The organism is Micromonospora sp. BQ11, from assembly GCF_052068135.1.
Taxonomy (GTDB): domain Bacteria; phylum Actinomycetota; class Actinomycetes; order Mycobacteriales; family Micromonosporaceae; genus Micromonospora.
In genome coordinates this window covers 1-15,286 of sequence record NZ_JBQHDB010000009.1, presented here as the reverse complement: position 1 = coordinate 15,286, position 15,286 = coordinate 1, and the positions used below count along the sequence as shown (strand labels likewise).

Below are 15,286 nucleotides of genomic sequence, written 5' to 3'. Positions count from 1 at the left end.
CATGCTCACCCATGTACTGACCGAGTTCGTCGATACGTCTGGCGGTCGCGGCAGTGTCGCTGGCGAGGGTCATGATGATGGCTAGCCAGCCGAGGTGGGATCGAGGGTCGAATGACTGGACGCTCTCGCCCCTGGGACGGGGCGAGTTTCGCCACCGACAACGCTCGGCGCCCCGCGGAGCGCATCGCGAAGGAGGTCGGTCTCCTCCGCGCTCGGCGGCCCGGCGTACCCGGGCTGCCAAACGACGACCAGCCGTTGGCCGGAGGGGAGCGCATGCGTCCGCACCTTCCGGCCCACAGCCGAGGAGCCGTATCCCGGGCCGCCTGCATCGAAGGCCCCCATCTCGGTCAGCTCGAGCCTCTTGGCGAGAACGTGCCACGATCTGCCGAACGCGAAGACGTCACGCACCGGCAATTCGGCGATCGGCTGCCAGACGAACTGCTCGATGGCCTCCCGCGGTGGCTGAAAACGACCCCTGAACGACGTGGAATGCCACGGGTAGCTCTCAAAGATCAGCAGATCGGGGTGACCAGCGCTTGGGTCCTGGAGCCAGTTGCGGGTGAACCGCAGCCGCGCCTGGTAGTAGCGGTTGATGCCCATCTCGTCTTCCCAGGGCGACCTGTTGTAGGGGCCGGTCGTCGCCCAGTTGCTGTAGGAGCCGTGCTTCTCGATCTCCTTGGCGAAGATGCCGTTCCTTGACTGGAACTGGCGCTGGTACTCCCCCGGGTTCAGCCCGAGCACCACCACCCGGGGCGTGCGCTTCAACCCGAGAAGATCGCCGTGGTACGGCTCCGGGAAGCCATCGAGGGTCGGCTTTCCCGGACCAGTGCCCTTGTAGGACTCGAACCACTCCGGAAGCGGCGAAGGCATCAGATCCTCACCGCTCAGCCACGCCGCGATGTGGGTGTCCCAGAAAGCCGCAACACGCTGCCGCGCCGACGTCGTCATGACGGAATGCTATCGGTGGATCTGGGCGAGGGCGGGTGCGCAGCGCCACGACTTCAGGGAAGTGGCGAGGGACTACGTCAACTCTACGTCGCGGCCTGCTGCCGAAATCCTTGGCCTCCTTCCATTGGCGGCGACCGCGAACTACCGTGCCTGCACAACGGTTCTTATGGGAGCGAGCGATGGAGATCGTGGGCAACCGAGCAATTGAGACAGCTGCGATCAGGTACGTCATCATGAAAGAGGGTGAAGCCGGACGGACGGCACACGACGTGCGGGGAACCGGAGCCGCAGGTGACGTAGCCAGTCCACCTCTGATGATCGAGGTGAAGGCTTACGGGAAGTCGGCCAGGGGCACCGACCTGTGGCTCGAAGTCCGCCAGATCGAGGAGGCCCTTCAGAACCCCGACTTCTGGATCTACGTGGTGGAGAACGTCCGTCAGGGCGATCCCAGCCAGTTCACACTCAAGATGCTCGGCGGCGAACGCCTACAGAAGCTCCTGGTACGGGCGAAGGAGCAGCGGTACTACACGCTCCCGTGGCCCGTTGCGGACTACGACGCGACCGCCTGAAATCCTGGCTCGACGGGCTGACATTCGCCCGCGATTCAGTCTGCGAATCACGCCGTGACGGCGCTGCGGTGGGCGTTGACCACCCAGGCGTCCGGTAGGGCGATCCACTCGTTGTCGCCCACCCGCACCACCGCACCGTCCAGCTTGGGCAGCAGCGCCGGATCCTCCATCGGACAGAGCACCCACACGTCCCCCGCTCCACTACGCGCCGCGTCGGCCAGCTCGTAGAGCCGGTCCATCGCCCGGTACCGCGTCAGCACCGCCGCGTCGTGCAGCAGCACCGGCCCGGCGTCCGCAGACAACGACGCGCGCAGCGATGGCGCAGTCAACTGCCAGGCCCGCTCCACGTACTCCCCCAGCTTGATCGCCCCCCGGGAGCCGGGCGGCGCGATGTCCGCCCCGACCACCGTCTCCCACGTCGGCTTGGGGTGCGCGTCGACCAGGGCGTGCAGGTGATCAAGGAAACGCGCCGCCACGTTGACCGGCCGGGCGTCGAAGCGCCGCACCAGCTCCTCCAGCGCCAGGCCGTACCGGGACAGTCGTACCGTCAGCGCCCGAAACCCGCCCGCGGACCGCGCCCCGGTCAGCCGCTCCTCGGCCCGCATCGCCGCCGCCAGTTCCGGCGACTCGGCCGTCCACCGGGTCGGCGCGACGGTCACCGACGGACGCCGCTGCATGATCGACATGGAGGACGAGGCGTTGCGGGGCGGCGGCGGGACGTACTTGTCGCGGTCCCAGCGCAGCTCGAAGCCGGCCTCGGCGAGCAGTCGGTCCAGCTTCGGGTGTGGGGGCAGCGGGTCCAGCTCCGGGAAGCGCGTCCGCACCCGTTGGATCACCTGCTCCGGCGTCAGCCCGCGACCCCCATCCGGGGACGTCGCCGGAGGCACCACGCCGGCCTGGGCCAACCGCAGCGCGCGTACCGGATCGAGGTCGCGCGGGTAGAGCTCCAGCCGCGCGGTCGCGGCGGCCCGCTCCGAGGCCACCGCAGCGAGCAGCACCCGTCGCCGCTCGTCGATCGCGTCGGCCGCGCCGCCGGGCGCGGTCACCGCCGCGAGGGTACGCAGCACCGTCGCCGGGCTGGGCAGCACCTCGCTGGCGGCGAGCTTGTCGGCGGCCTTGCCGAGCGCGTCGGCGTAGTCGAGCAGCGCCGGCGCGGCCGGGGTGTCCGGCGCGTCGTCCTCGCCGGCTTCGAGGGCCACCAGCAGCCGGTCACCGCGCGGGTGCGGCTTGCCGTTGATGTCGGCGCGGGCGTGCCGGCGCAGCAGCAGGCGCGGCTCGTCGGCGAGCGCGTCGACCTCCACGGCGGCCCGCACCGCAGCGACCGCCACTGCGAGGCGCAGCGCATCCCCGGTACGCACCGAGCCGCGGCTGCTCAGCAGGGCCGCGGCCAGCTCGGCGACGCCCATCACCCGGCCACCGTCGCGCAACAGGTCGATGATCTGCGTACGCACGCTGCCGACCACCGGGATGTCGTACCAGCGCTTGCGCTGCTTGCCGATGATCTGCGCGATCCGGGCCGGGGTGACGCCCAGCGGCTTCGCCACCTGCGGGTGCTGCGGCCACAGCGGCAGGTCCGGCAGGGCGCCGGTGGCGTCGGGCAGGTGCAGCGCCAGCCGGGTCGCCTCGACGTCGTTGGGGTTCCGGCTGGCAGGAACGAGCAGGGTGGCGATCGCGTCCAGCCCGACGCGTACCAAATCAGGGTCCCCGTCGCCGGCGGCGGCCTCGGTGGCGACCTCCTCCGTCGCGGCCCTGCGGGCGGCGGGCGTGGTGGGAATGGTCTCCCGCTCCCCCAGCCGGCCGCGCCACTCCTTCACCCGGCGCTGCAGCTCCTGGCGGGTCTTGGCCCCCAGACCGGGCAGGTGCGCGAGCTTGTTGGCGACGGTGAGCAGCTCGCCGACGGTGCTGGCATCGAGCCGGTGCGCGGCGGAGACCGCGCGCGGGGTGAGCCCGGCGGCCTCCAGAGCCGTGGCCCGGGTCGCCTTGGTGGCCGCCTCGTCACGAGCGGCCTCGGCGGCCTTCTCGTCCGGTTCGTCGGCCTCGATCTCCGGATGGTCGGTGCCGACCGGGGCGCTCGCGTCGGAGCGGCGGAACACCTGCTGCCAGGCGTCGCGCATGTCCTTGAGCGAGGCGAACCGCTGGCGGTGGTCGCGGTGCAGGGCGCGCTGGAGGAAGTCCACCAGGCCGTCGCGGATCGCCGGGTCGAACGCCTCGACGGCCAGCACCGGCGGGCCCTCGGTCAGCTGCGGCTCGGTGCCGCCGTCACCCCACACGGGCAGCTCGCCGGAGGCCATCTCGTGCAGGGTGACCCCGAGGGCGTACCACTCGGCGTGCTTGTCGTAGCCGGGCCGGTTCGCGGTGCCGAGGAACGGGTCGAGGTAGCGGGGAGTGCCGGCGGTGACCTCCTTGACCGAGACGCCGGCCAGCGAGAAGTCGAAGAGCACGAGCTGCTTGGTGCGGTTGGGGCGCACCCGGATGGCGATGTTGTCCGGCTTGATGTCCCGGTGATAGACGCCCTCCCCCTCCAGGTAGTCCAAGGCGCCGAACAGGTAGTCGCTGTAGGTTTCCAGCTCGTCGACGGTGAGCCGACCGTCGTCGCGCAGCTTGCGGGCCAGGGTCCGGTCACCGGCGTGCTCCAGCACGACGACCGTGCGGTTGCCGATCTGCAGCGGCTCCGGCCGGGCCAGCCGGATCACCCGCGAGTCGGTGAGCGGGCCGAGCACCCTCGCCTCGTGCGCGAGCCGGGCGCCCTTCTCGTCGGAGAGCCCGACCTTGAGCACCTCCTCACGGCGGGTGCGCTCGTTGAAGCCGAGGAACGCCCGGCAGGTCGAGCCGGTGCCGAGGCTGCGGACGATCTTCCACTCGCCGACCTGGTCGCCTCCGCGCGCCTCGAGGGGGTCGACTTGCTCGGGCTCCGGCTCCTCCGGGTGCACCGACGTCGGCGGGGCGGTCAGCTCCTCCTCGACCACCTGGAGCATCTCGACGAACTCGGCGACGGTGGTCAGGCGCTGGGTCGGCACCGGGGCGGTGGCCGCCTGGATCAGCTCGTCGGCGAACTCGGTGATCCCGTCGGCGATCGCGGAGGCGCGCAACCCGTTGTCCCGGGTCAGCCGGGTGAGCAGCTCGGCACGCTTCGCCGCCGGGGGCTGGCCGGTCAGGATCAGGTAACTCAACGCGCCGAGGCCGAAGATGTCCATCGCCACTGCGTCCGGCTTCGGCGCGGTCAGCTCCGGAGCCAGGTACGCCTCGGCGGAAAGCTCGATGTGCGAGGCCGCGTGCGTGGACAGGGTGACGGGGTCGCCGCTGCTGCCCCCGCCGCTCCCGTCGACACCGCGGGTCGCCGCCTGCCAGTCGCTGATCTGCAGCTGAGGGGTCAGCCACGCCTCGTCCTCGCTGCCACCCCGCCGCCGACGTCCCGGGCTGACCAGCACGCTGCGCGCCGACAGGGCGCGATGGTGCAACCGCCGCCGGTGCGCGTACGCCACCGTCTCGGCGAGCTGGCGGATCATCGCGAGTCGGCTCAGCGCGTCGAGCCGGTCGCCGTACTGGGCCATGTAGTGGTCGAGGCGGATCGAGTGGGGGTCGTACCGGAAGATCAGCGCCGGACCGGCCTCGTGCGACTCCATCGAGTCGACCCGGACGATGCCGGGGTGGTTGATGCCGTGCAGCACCTGCATCTCGCGCTTGGCGGCGCGTTCGATGCTGGCCCGCTCGGCCTGGACGGCGTTCCGCTCGACCAGGTAGATCCGGATCCGACGGCGCTCGCGCTCCAGGTCACGGTGCCGAGCCAGGTGGTCCTGCCACGTCGGTCCGAGGTCGAACGGGCGGGGCTCCAGCTCCCACGACCCGATCTGGTAGTGCTTGCGGCTTCGGGCGATGCCCACTGCCTCGAGGAGACCCGGCAGCGCCGCGGACATCTCCTTGGTGACCCGCTGCTGTTCGTCCTGCGGCGGACGCTCGATCAGGGAGGTGATCGTCGGCAGCGGGCCCGGCTGGTGACCAGCCTTCGGCTCCGGGCCGTAGATGCCGTGCAGGTGGTGCTCGGAGAGCCCGATCTGCAGGCCGGGCTTCGACAGGAAGACCGCCGCCTGCACGAACGGGATCTTGACCTTTACCCCCGGCCGCTTCGCGGCGGCGGCCTGGAGTAGCGACTTGAGCTTCTTGGCCTTCAAGTCGGCCAGGTGCAGCGGGTTGTCGAACGTCCGGATGTGGCCGTTCGGAGCGTGCTGGATCCAGTTGGAGCCGCTGGAGACCAGTCGGCCGTTCAGGCTCTTGATCTCGATCAGGTAGAGCCCACCCGGCCCGGCGACGAGCAGGTCGACCTCGTACGGGTGGCCGGTCTGGGCGGTGAAGGTGAAGTTCGACCAGGCCCGGTAGGGCTCGGTGTCGTGCAGCAGCGCCTGGACGTGCGCCAGCGCCTCGCGCTCGTGCGCGAACTGCGACGGGGTGATCGTCGTCCACCGGCCCTCTTGCATGCAGCAGATCCTAGGGTGACGACAGCGGTCGTTGGCGTACCGGACGGCCCGGGGCCGCATCTGCTTCCCTGCCGGTGGTGTCGCGCATCGAAGCTGGACGATAGGTGGCCGTTCGCGGTACCCGTCCCGCGCGGCTGCCGGTCTCGGCGCCTCCACCTTGTTACCGTGAGCGCGCACCACCGGCGGCACGTCGACGACGTACCACCCCACCGCCGCCGCACTGATGGGCGTCCCCTCACACATCGCCCGCCGGCACTACCGCGCCGAGGAAACCCCGCCTCCCGACGGGAGGTGACCGGAGTTCCGCGACCAGGAGGGGACATGACCGACGCCGCGGAGCCGCCACCGCCGAAGCGTCACCAACTCTGGATCGACCGCGGCCGGACAGCCGCGCGGGCGACGGGCGCCGGCGCGTTGAAGGCGCTGACCTTCCTCCGGCGCCAGCTGGCCGCCGCGGTCGGGAAGGTGCAGGCCGCCCAGACGTCCCCTGCCCCGCCCGAGGAGCTGACCGAACGGCGGGAGGTGGGCAACCCGATTACCGTGCCGGCGCAGGGTCACGTGTTCACCTTCACCGTGCACGCCGCCTTCACCTGGTCCGCCCAGGGCGTACGCCCGGACGTCCTGGCCTGGTACGCGCGGTACTTCACGCCTCAGGCGGTGGAGCGGCTGACCCACCTCGCGACGGAACGGTCACGCAGCACCCCGCCGGCGCGTGCGGCGGATCTGGAGGTGGCGCTGCAGCGGGCCCTGCGAAGCCAGGATCCCTGGCGGTACGAGCGGGGCGACGTGGTGCTGACGTGCCGGCCCGACGCCTGGGTACGGCTCGACGAGCGGGTCCGGCGGACCCTCCAGCCGTACTGGGAGCGGCGGGTCCGGCTGGAGTGCCAGTACGAGGAGTACCTGCGCCGGGCCCGGTACGCCGAGCAGCTCACCCGGCGGTGGGCGTCGATCCTGGACGAGGTCGCCGATGCTCCCGGCGGCGCGGGGTCGGCAACGGTCGACGAGGAGCATCGCCGCGCCCGGGAGCACGTGCGGGCCGAGGAGCGGTCCGCCGCCAAGTGGACCGCCGAGCTGCTGCGCCAGCGGCGCAGCCACCAGGACCTGTTCGAGCCGCTGACCGACGCCGACGTGCTGCCGCGCCAGCCGTCGCCCCGCCCGTCGGACACGTCGTCGGCGGCCGAGCCGGACTCCGAGCCCGGCTGAGCCGATGCGGTGCCTGCCCTGATCACCGCCGGCTGGCGAGGATCGCCCGGGTCTCCCGGCGTACCTCGTCCGGCTCGTGCACCAGGCGGCGGTGGGCGAAGCGGACCGTGAGGATCCCGACGGAGGCGAGCAGGGCGTCGCGGCGCAGGTCGATCTCGCGCTGACGTGGGTCCCCGTGCGTCGTCGCACCGTCGAGTTCGATGTCGACCCGTTCCCGCTCGGCGAACAGGTCGAGGTACATGGTGCGTCGACCGACCCGGACCGCCGCCTGGCGACGGAACGCCGGCATGTCGGGGCCGGTGAAGACGCGCTCGTGGCCCCAGATCTCCAGGGGACTGCGACATCCCTCGGCGAGCCGCGTCAGCAGGGTCCGCAGCTCGGCACGGCCGGTCAGCCTCGGCGCGAGGGTCAGTGCCGCACCCAGTCGCTCGGCGGTGGTCAGCCGGTCGTTGACGGCCCGGATCACCGGCGCACGTCGATCGGCGGACGCGAGCAGCGGCCAGGAGTCGACGAGCGTCCGCTCCAGCCGCGTCACCGGCAGACCACGTCGCTCCACCACGCACGGCGGCTCGAGCAGCAGATCGTGGTACCGGTGCACCCGGACGCCCGGGCGGCTGCGGATGCCGGAGGCCACCGGCGCGCTCAGGTGCAGCGGAGCATCGGCGGCCGGCGTGAGCAGCCCCCACACGTGAAGCGCGGTCACATGACTGAGGACGGCACGCCCGTCCGCCCAGGCGAGCGCCGCGCGGTGCGCCACCTCCGGAGCCAGCCGGCCGATCAGTGGCACGCCGTCGATGCTGGCGGGTCGGACCTCCAGCAGACGCGGGTCCACGAACACCTCGGGCAGCACCCGGAGCAGACGACCGCTCGAGCAGGCCTGCTCCAGTGTCCACTCCGGTACGACCTGGCAGGCCGTCCTCCGCGTCACCAGTCCGCCCTGCCGATCGACGAGGTCGCGCAGCACCGGGTTCACGCCTCGCAGCGTTCCCGGCGACGCTGGCGCGCGCCACGACGACCGGGGCAGCTGTGGACGAGCAACCCTACTGTGGACAAGCCCCATGAGGCGCGCGGATCTGCAAGGGCACACCGATCGGTGACGGCTCAGCAGGAGAATCCTCGGCGTGTCGAGTCGCCACAGCGTCACCAGTCGAGAGGCGCAGGCCGAAAACGCGCGCTCAGGTGGGGACGTCGCGGTGGCGGAAGCCGGTGACGCCGGCGGCCAGCAGCAGCATCGCCACCCCGGTCAGCGCGGCCAGCGGCAGCACCGTCGGGTCGACCGCCGGCACCGACGGCACGTGGGTGTACGGCGAGAGGTCCAGTGCGGCCTGCGGCAGGTCGAGCACCGCGCCGAGCTGCCCGAGCAGCAGGAACCCGATCAGCGCCGACCAGGACAGCGCCACCGACCAGCGCGGTGCCAGCCCGACCAGCAGGGTCACCACGCCGGCGACGACCAGCAGCGCGGGCAGCCGCAGCAGGGCGGCACCGCCCAGCGAGGCCGTCCGGCCCAGCGGGTCGCCGGCCACCACGCCGTAGCCGAGGCCGAGGGTGGCCCCGGCGAGCAGCAGCAGGGCGGCCGCGCCGAGGATCGCGCCGAGGACCTGCGTGGCCAACCACCGCACCCGGTCGACCGCTGCCGCGAGGATCGCCTCCAGCAGTCCGTCGGTCTCGTCGTTGCGCGTCCGCAGCAGCGCCTGCACGACGTACGCGCCGATGGTCAGCGCGAACAGCCCGAGCATCGCGGCGAGGAAGGCGTCGACCAGGTCCGCCCCGCCGCCGAGCTGGGCGATCGCCTCGGCGGCCGCCGGGTTCTCGCCGATCATGTCGTTGACCTCGTCCGCGGCGACGCCCATCGAGAAGCCGAGCACCGCCACCGCGACCGCCCAGCCGAGCAGCGCCCCCCGGTGCAGCCGCCACAGCAGTCCGGCCGGGCTGAGCAGCCCGGGTGCCGCCCGCGCCGGGCCGCGGCGGGCCGCGAACAGGCCGGCACCCAGGTCGCGCCGCCCGGCGAGGAGGACGGCGAGCGCCACCCCGGCGACCAGCAGCGCCACCGGCAGGGCCAGCACCCACCAGCGCTCCCCGCCGAAGGCCCGCACCTGGTTGCCCCAGCCGAACGGGGACAGCCAGGACGGCCAGGCGCTCTGCACCCGTAGCCCGTCGTCGGTCTGCCGCCCGAGTACGTCCCCGGCGGCGCGCAGCGCGAAGGCGACGCCGACGGCCGCGGCGGCCAGGGCGTTGGCGCCCCGGGAGGTGACCGAGAGCTGTGCGGTGACGGCGGCGACGGCGGTGAAGGCCACCCCGACGCCACCGATCGCCAGCGCGGCGGCGACCGACCCGGCGACCGGCAGGCCGGAGGCGACGAAGCCCACGGCCAGCAGCGCGGCGGTCACCACGTTCGCGCCGACGACGACCAGCAGGGCGGCGGCGAGCAGCGCGTACCGGCCGACGACGGCGGCGCCGAGCAGCTCGGCGCGCCCGGTCTCCTCGTTCTGCCGGGTGTGCCGGACCACGGCGAACGTGCTCAGCAGGGCGGCGAGCACGGCGAGGGTCACGTACGTCTCGGCCACCACCACCGCGCCGAGGTCGGGACCGACGATCGTGCCGTTGAAGGCGCGGGCGACCACGCTGCTGGCGGCGGTGCGGGCGTACCCGAGGCGGCTCTCGTCGTCGGGGTAGACGCCGGTGACGCTGGCGGCGAGCGCGAGGCCGAGCAGGGGGGTGCCCAGCACCCACAGGGCGAGGCGGATCCGGTCGCGGCGCAGGGCGAGCCGGGCGAGTCGGCCGGTGCCGGCGAGGCCGTTCACCGGACACCCGCCTCGGCCCGGTGCCCGTTCGCCGACGCGTCGCCGTAGTGCCGCAGGAACAGCTCCTCGAGAGTGGGTGGGGCGCTGGTCAGGGCGGTCACGCCGAACGCGACGAGGTGGGCGAGCAGCGTGTCCAGGTGGGCCGGCTCCACCTCCAGGCTGGTGCGGCCGTCGACGGCCCGGACCTCGTGCACCCCGGGCAGCGCCTCGACGCCGGTGAGCGGTCGGGCGGTCTCCACGGTCACCGTGGTGCGGGCCAGGTGGCGCAGCTCGGTCAGGGTGCCGGACTCGACGGTGCGCCCCTCGCGGATGATGCTCACCCGGTCGCAGAGCGCCTCGACCTCGGCGAGCACGTGGCTGGAGAGCAGCACGGTGGCCCCAGCGTGGGCGAGCTGCCGGACCTCGTCCTGGAAGACCGCCTCCATCAGTGGATCCAGGCCGGAGGTGGGCTCGTCCAGCACGTACAGCTCCACGGGCGTGGCGAGGGCCGCGACGATGGCCACCTTCTGCCGGTTGCCCTTGGAGTACGCGCGGCACTTCTTCGTCGGGTCCAGCGCGAAGCGTTCCAGCAGGTGGTCGCGGCGGCGTCGGTCCAGCCCGCCGCGCAGCGCGCCGAACAGGTCGATCGCCTCGCCGCCGGAGAGGTTGGGCCACAGGCTGACGTCGCCCGGCACGTACGCGAGCCGGCGGTGCAGGGCCACCGCGTCCCGCCACGGGTCGGCGTCGAGCACCCGCACCTCGCCGGCGTCGCGACGCAGCAGGCCGAGCAGGACCCGGATGGTGGTGGACTTCCCGGCGCCGTTGGGCCCGAGGAAGCCGTGCACCTCCCCCGCTTCCACCCGCAGGTCGAGCCCGTCGAGGGCGCGAACCGCGCCGAAGGTCTTGACCAGGTGCTCGATCGAGATGACGGACATGGCGCCTCCTGCCGATGCGGGTGCCGACACCCCTCACTGTACTGACCGATGGTCAGGACGGTCTACCCTGGGTGCCATGCCCGGTGAACCTGGCGACGACACCCGCAGCCGCATCCTGCGCACCGCGCTCGACCTCTTCGCCGAGCACGGCTACCAGCGCACCTCCCTGCGCCAGATCGCCGAGCGGCTGCGGCTGACCAAGACGGCGATCCTGTACCACTTCCCCACCAAGGAGCACCTGCTCACCGCGCTGGTCGAGCCGCTGCTCACCGACCTGGAGGGGTTGCTGGGCGCCGCCGACAGGCTCGCACCGGAACGCGCCCGCTGGGCGGTGGTCGAGGGCTGGGTGGACACTATGCTCACGCACCGCCGGCCGCTGGGCATGCTCTTCCACGACCTCGCGCTGATGACCCGGGGCGACACGTACCACCGGTTGATGCGGGTGATGATGCGCGCGAACGAGCTCGCCGCCGGCCCGGACGCCGGGCTGCCCGAGCGGGTCCGCGCCGTCCAGGCGATCGCGATGTGCAGCGACCCCATCGTGTTCTTCCTCGACGTGCCGGACGAGGTGCTGCGGGCCCGCATGCTCGACGGCGTACGCCGGCTGTGGGAAGGGTCGTACGCCGGAGCGGAACCGGCCGGCGGGGGCGCGCCCGGGGCCGGCCCGGCGACCCGGCGACGGCCGGGGCGGCCCCGCGCGATGAGCCCGGAGCAGGTCGGGCTCGCGCGGCGGCTGCACGCGACGGGCACGCACTCGGTGGACGAGATCGCCGCCCGCCTGGGCGTCTCCCGGGCCACCGTCTACCGGCACCTGGACCGCGACGCCGCCGAATAATGCGACGGGTATTGCGAAGGTTCCGAGACGGTGGCCGCGTTTGCCGGCGATGACCGCGGGTACCCGCGCGGCCCGTCCGATTGACGGGACCGGACCCCCGCGCGGGCGGTCCGCGACGAGGGCCGACGTGCGACGGGGAGTGAGTGGTGTGACGGTGAGGCCGTGCTGCGCAAGGCCCGGTGATCGCTGACGATGTGCGGCATCAGCGGTGAGGCGAGGTTCGACGGAACGACCCCCGACGCCGACGCGGTGACCCGGATGAGCGAGGCGATGCGGTCCCGAGGCCCCGACGGCGAGGGGCTGTGGAGCGACGGCTGGGTGACCTTCGGGCACCGGCGGCTGACCATCATCGACCTGTCTGACGCGGGCGGGCAGCCGATGGTGCGCGAGGACCTCGGGCTGGCGCTGGTCTTCAACGGTTGCGTCTATAACTATCCGGAGCTGCGCGAGGAGCTGCGCGCCGCCGGGCACACCTTCCACTCCACCAGCGACACCGAGGTCATCCTGGTGGCGTACGCGCAGTGGGGTGAGGACTTCGTCGACCACCTGGTCGGCATGTTCACCGTCGGTCTGGTCGACCGGGCCCGGCGACGGCTCGTGCTGGCCCGTGACCGGCTCGGCATCAAGCCCCTCTACCTGGCCGAGACGCCGGGCCGGCTACGATTCGCCTCGACGCTGCCGGCGCTGCTGGCCGCTGGTGACGTGGACACCGACGTGGACCCGGTGGCATTGCACCACTACCTTTCGTGGCACTCGATCGTGCCGGCGCCGCGGACCATTCTGCGCGGCGTACGGAAACTGCCGCCAGCCACCGTACGGGTCGTCGAGGCCGACGGGCGCAGCCGCGAGCGCGTCTACTGGCGGCCCGACTACGTCCGTGACCCCGCCCACGCCGCCTGGAACGCCGACGACTGGCGGGCCGCGGTGGGCGACGCGCTGCGCGCCGCCGTACGGCGGCGGTTGGTCTCCGACGTGCCGGTCGGCGTCCTGCTCTCCGGCGGGCTGGACTCCAGCCTCATCGTCGCGCTGCTCGCCGAGGCCGGACAGGAGCACCTGCGGACGTTCAGCATCGGCTTCGACAGCCGGGGCGGCGAGACCGGCGACGAGTTCCACTACTCCGACCTGGTCGCCCGCGCGTACGACACCGACCACCAGCGCATCCAACTCGCCGACGACGACCTGGTGCCCGCCGTCCGACGGACGGTCGAGGCGATGACCGAGCCGATGGGCAGCCACGACGTGGTCGCCTTCCACCTGCTCTCCGAGCAGGTCGCGCAGCACGTGAAGGTGGCGCAGTCCGGGCAGGGCGCGGACGAGGTGTTCGCCGGCTACGGCTATCACCAGCCCCTGGCCGGGATCCCTCGCGACGACGCGGCGCCGGTGTTCACGTCCGCGTTCTTCGACCGCGACCACGCCGAGCTGAGCCGGGTGGTCAGCCCCGCGTACGCCGCCGACTCCGACGCCAGTCGCGAGCTGGTCGTCGCGGACCTCGCCGCCCCCGGCGCGGACACGGCGCTGGACGCGGTGCTGCGCCTGGACACCCACCTCATGCTGCCCGACGACCCGGTCAAACGGGTGGACAGCATGAGCATGGCGTGGGGGTTGGAGGTCCGCACCCCGTTCCTGGACCAGGACCTCGTCACGCTCGCCGCCGCCTGCCCGCCCGAGCACAAGGTCGCGCAGGGCGGCAAGGGCGTGCTCAAGGAGGTGGCCCGGGAGGTGCTGCCCGCCGAGGTCATCGACCGGCCGAAGGGCTACTTCCCGGTGCCCGCACTGCGCAACGTGGACGGGCCGGTCCGCGACCTGGTCGTCGAGGCGCTGCGGGCGCCGGCCGCGCGGGAGCGCGGGCTCTTCCGTCAGGCGTACGTCGAGGAACTGCTCGCCGCGCCCGACCAGGCGCAGGCGGCGGCCGGCAGCAACAAGCTGTGGCAGCTCGGCCTGCTGGAGCTCTGGCTCCAGTCGCACGGCGTCCGCTGACGCGTCACGTCGCCCGGGTCTGCGCGGCGAGGTGGTCGAGGACCGCGCGGACGTCGCCGGCCGTCCGGGCCATGATCCGGCGCTGGCGCGTCGCGCCGTTGCCCTCGGCGTGGATCCGGGCGAGCTGGGCCCGTACGTAGTCCAGGTCGCCGTGGCGCACCAGGGCCGGCGTGACCGTATCGAACAGCTCGTCGACGAGGGTCCAGGCCGGCTTCGCGCCGCCGGAGCGCAGGTCGATCAGGTCACCGTCGAGACCGTCGTGGGCGGCCCGCCAGTGCGCGGCGGACACCAGGCAGTCCCGGATCCGGGGAGCCACCACCCCGGCCCGCACCTGGTCGACCATGGTGGCCACCAGGGCCCGCACCAGACCGGCGACCAGCACGGTGTCGTCCACCGTCGGGCACACGTCCCCGACCCGGACCTCCACCGTCGGGTACGCGGCCGACGGCCGGGCGTACCAGTAGACCATCGCGGCGTCGAGCATGATGCCGGCGGCGATGAGGTCGGAGACCGTCTCGTCGTAGTCCGCCACGGACTCGAAGTGCGGGGTCGGGCCGATGCTCGGCCAGCGCTCCAGCTGCATCGAGCGCCAGCTGGCATGGCCGGTGTCCCGCCCGTCGTGCAGCGGCGAGTTCGCGGTGATCGCCTGCACCACCGGCAGCCACGGCCGCAGGTGGTTGGACACCTGCACGGCCAGTTCGCGGTCCGGCAGGCCGACGTGTACGTGGCACCCGCACACGGCCGGGTCGTGCGCGACCGGCCCGAAGCGGCGCGACATCGCGTGGTAGCGCGGTTCGTCCGGAACGCTGCGGTGCCGCTCGTGCACCGGGGTCGCCCCCACCGCGACGAGCCGGGCGCCCGCCGCCTCCGCCGCCTGCGCCGCCGACCGGCGCAGCGCCACCAGGTGCTCCCGTACCTCACCGAGGTCGCACGAGACGGGAGTGACCATCTCGACCATGCTGTGCCGGAACTCCTGCCGGCTCTGGTCGCGGGCGGACCCGGACAGGGCGGCGAGCACCTGGTCGGCGACCGCCAGGCTCTCCCCGGTGTCCGGATCCAGCAGCAGGTACTCCTCCTCCACCCCGAGGGTGAGCAGGCTGAGGTCGGGGACGGTGGTGGCCACGGTCGGACGGTCGTTCATGGGGTGTCGCGTCCGTTCGTCGGGCGGCGCGCCGGGCGCCGCGCTGCCGGGCAAGCCGGGTTCCCGGCCGTCCGCCCACACAAACCGCCGCCGTCCGCCGCCGGCTTTCCCGGCGTACGCGGAATGTCCGTTTCCTTGATCGACTCGGGTTCGGTGAAGTCGGGGTGTCCGGGTCGGGTCGATGGCCCGGTTTCAGTGATGTCGAGTGGACTTCCACCCGGCCCCCTGGTTGCGGCATCCGGTCACGGCCCGGATGTCCGGTTCCGGGTGTGACCGGGGGCATCGTGGCGGCGGAATCATGGCTGGCCGGGGGTCGTTACATCAGGCGGACGATCGAGTAGGACACGCAGCCTCCGGCCGCGGGTGCCCAGGCCCTGGAATGATGGTGGCCGGCCGGTCGTTGAATCCCCTCGACGAACACAGGAC

General features: G+C 72.7%; 10 protein-coding genes. 4 read left to right on the top strand and 6 right to left on the bottom strand.

The window, feature by feature from the left end; translation table 11 throughout:
• Window positions 1-81: 81 nt before the first annotated feature.
• On the bottom strand, window positions 82-948 hold the full coding sequence (gene brig1 / locus ACTMSW_RS19480; protein WP_441182053.1) for an anti-phage DNA glycosylase Brig1: 867 nt from the start codon (window positions 946-948) through the stop codon (window positions 82-84).
• A 179-nt stretch (window positions 949-1,127) separates the two neighbouring features.
• On the opposite strand from brig1, the gene ACTMSW_RS19475 reads away from it, so the two are divergent.
• A complete protein-coding gene (locus ACTMSW_RS19475; protein ID WP_441182052.1) occupies window positions 1,128-1,517 on the top strand; it encodes a protein NO VEIN domain-containing protein in 390 nt (129 codons plus the stop codon).
• A gap of 47 nt (window positions 1,518-1,564) precedes the next feature.
• Here the strand turns inward: ACTMSW_RS19475 and pglW are convergent, their stop codons facing one another.
• Window positions 1,565-5,989, bottom strand: a complete 4,425-nt coding sequence (gene pglW / locus ACTMSW_RS19470; RefSeq protein WP_441182051.1) for a BREX system serine/threonine kinase PglW — start codon at window positions 5,987-5,989, stop codon at window positions 1,565-1,567.
• Between the two features lie 321 nt (window positions 5,990-6,310).
• On the opposite strand from pglW, the gene ACTMSW_RS19465 reads away from it, so the two are divergent.
• Complete coding sequence (locus tag ACTMSW_RS19465) at window positions 6,311-7,192, top strand: hypothetical protein (RefSeq protein ID WP_441182050.1); 882 nt, start codon at window positions 6,311-6,313, stop codon at window positions 7,190-7,192.
• Window positions 7,193-7,214: 22 nt separating this feature from the next.
• On the opposite strand, the gene ACTMSW_RS19460 is transcribed toward ACTMSW_RS19465, so the two are convergent.
• The 3 genes from ACTMSW_RS19460 to ACTMSW_RS19450 form a co-directional block, all read right to left on the bottom strand.
• Complete coding sequence (locus ACTMSW_RS19460; RefSeq protein ID WP_441182049.1) at window positions 7,215-8,165, bottom strand: DUF559 domain-containing protein; 951 nt, start codon at window positions 8,163-8,165, stop codon at window positions 7,215-7,217.
• A gap of 202 nt (window positions 8,166-8,367) precedes the next feature.
• Window positions 8,368-9,993 carry an ABC transporter permease gene (locus ACTMSW_RS19455; RefSeq protein ID WP_441182048.1) on the bottom strand — a complete coding sequence of 542 codons (1,626 nt, stop codon included), beginning with the start codon at window positions 9,991-9,993 and terminating at the stop codon, window positions 8,368-8,370.
• On the bottom strand, window positions 9,990-10,907 hold the full coding sequence (locus ACTMSW_RS19450) for an ABC transporter ATP-binding protein (RefSeq protein ID WP_441182047.1): 918 nt from the start codon (window positions 10,905-10,907) through the stop codon (window positions 9,990-9,992). The genes ACTMSW_RS19455 and ACTMSW_RS19450 overlap by 4 nt, the downstream gene beginning before the upstream one ends.
• A gap of 76 nt (window positions 10,908-10,983) precedes the next feature.
• Between ACTMSW_RS19450 and ACTMSW_RS19445 the strand changes: the two genes are divergently transcribed.
• Both ACTMSW_RS19445 and ACTMSW_RS19440 read left to right on the top strand, forming a co-directional pair.
• Complete coding sequence (locus ACTMSW_RS19445) at window positions 10,984-11,742, top strand: TetR family transcriptional regulator (RefSeq protein ID WP_441182046.1); 759 nt, start codon at window positions 10,984-10,986, stop codon at window positions 11,740-11,742.
• A gap of 192 nt (window positions 11,743-11,934) precedes the next feature.
• Window positions 11,935-13,719, top strand: coding sequence for an N-acetylglutaminylglutamine amidotransferase (locus ACTMSW_RS19440; RefSeq protein ID WP_441182045.1), 1,785 nt, complete (start codon window positions 11,935-11,937; stop codon window positions 13,717-13,719).
• 4 nt (window positions 13,720-13,723) lie between these two features.
• Here ACTMSW_RS19440 and ACTMSW_RS19435 read toward each other — a convergent pair whose 3' ends face one another.
• Window positions 13,724-14,860: a carboxylate-amine ligase gene (locus tag ACTMSW_RS19435; RefSeq protein WP_441182044.1), complete on the bottom strand. Its 1,137-nt coding sequence runs from the start codon at window positions 14,858-14,860 to the stop codon at window positions 13,724-13,726.
• Window positions 14,861-15,286 lie beyond the last annotated feature (426 nt).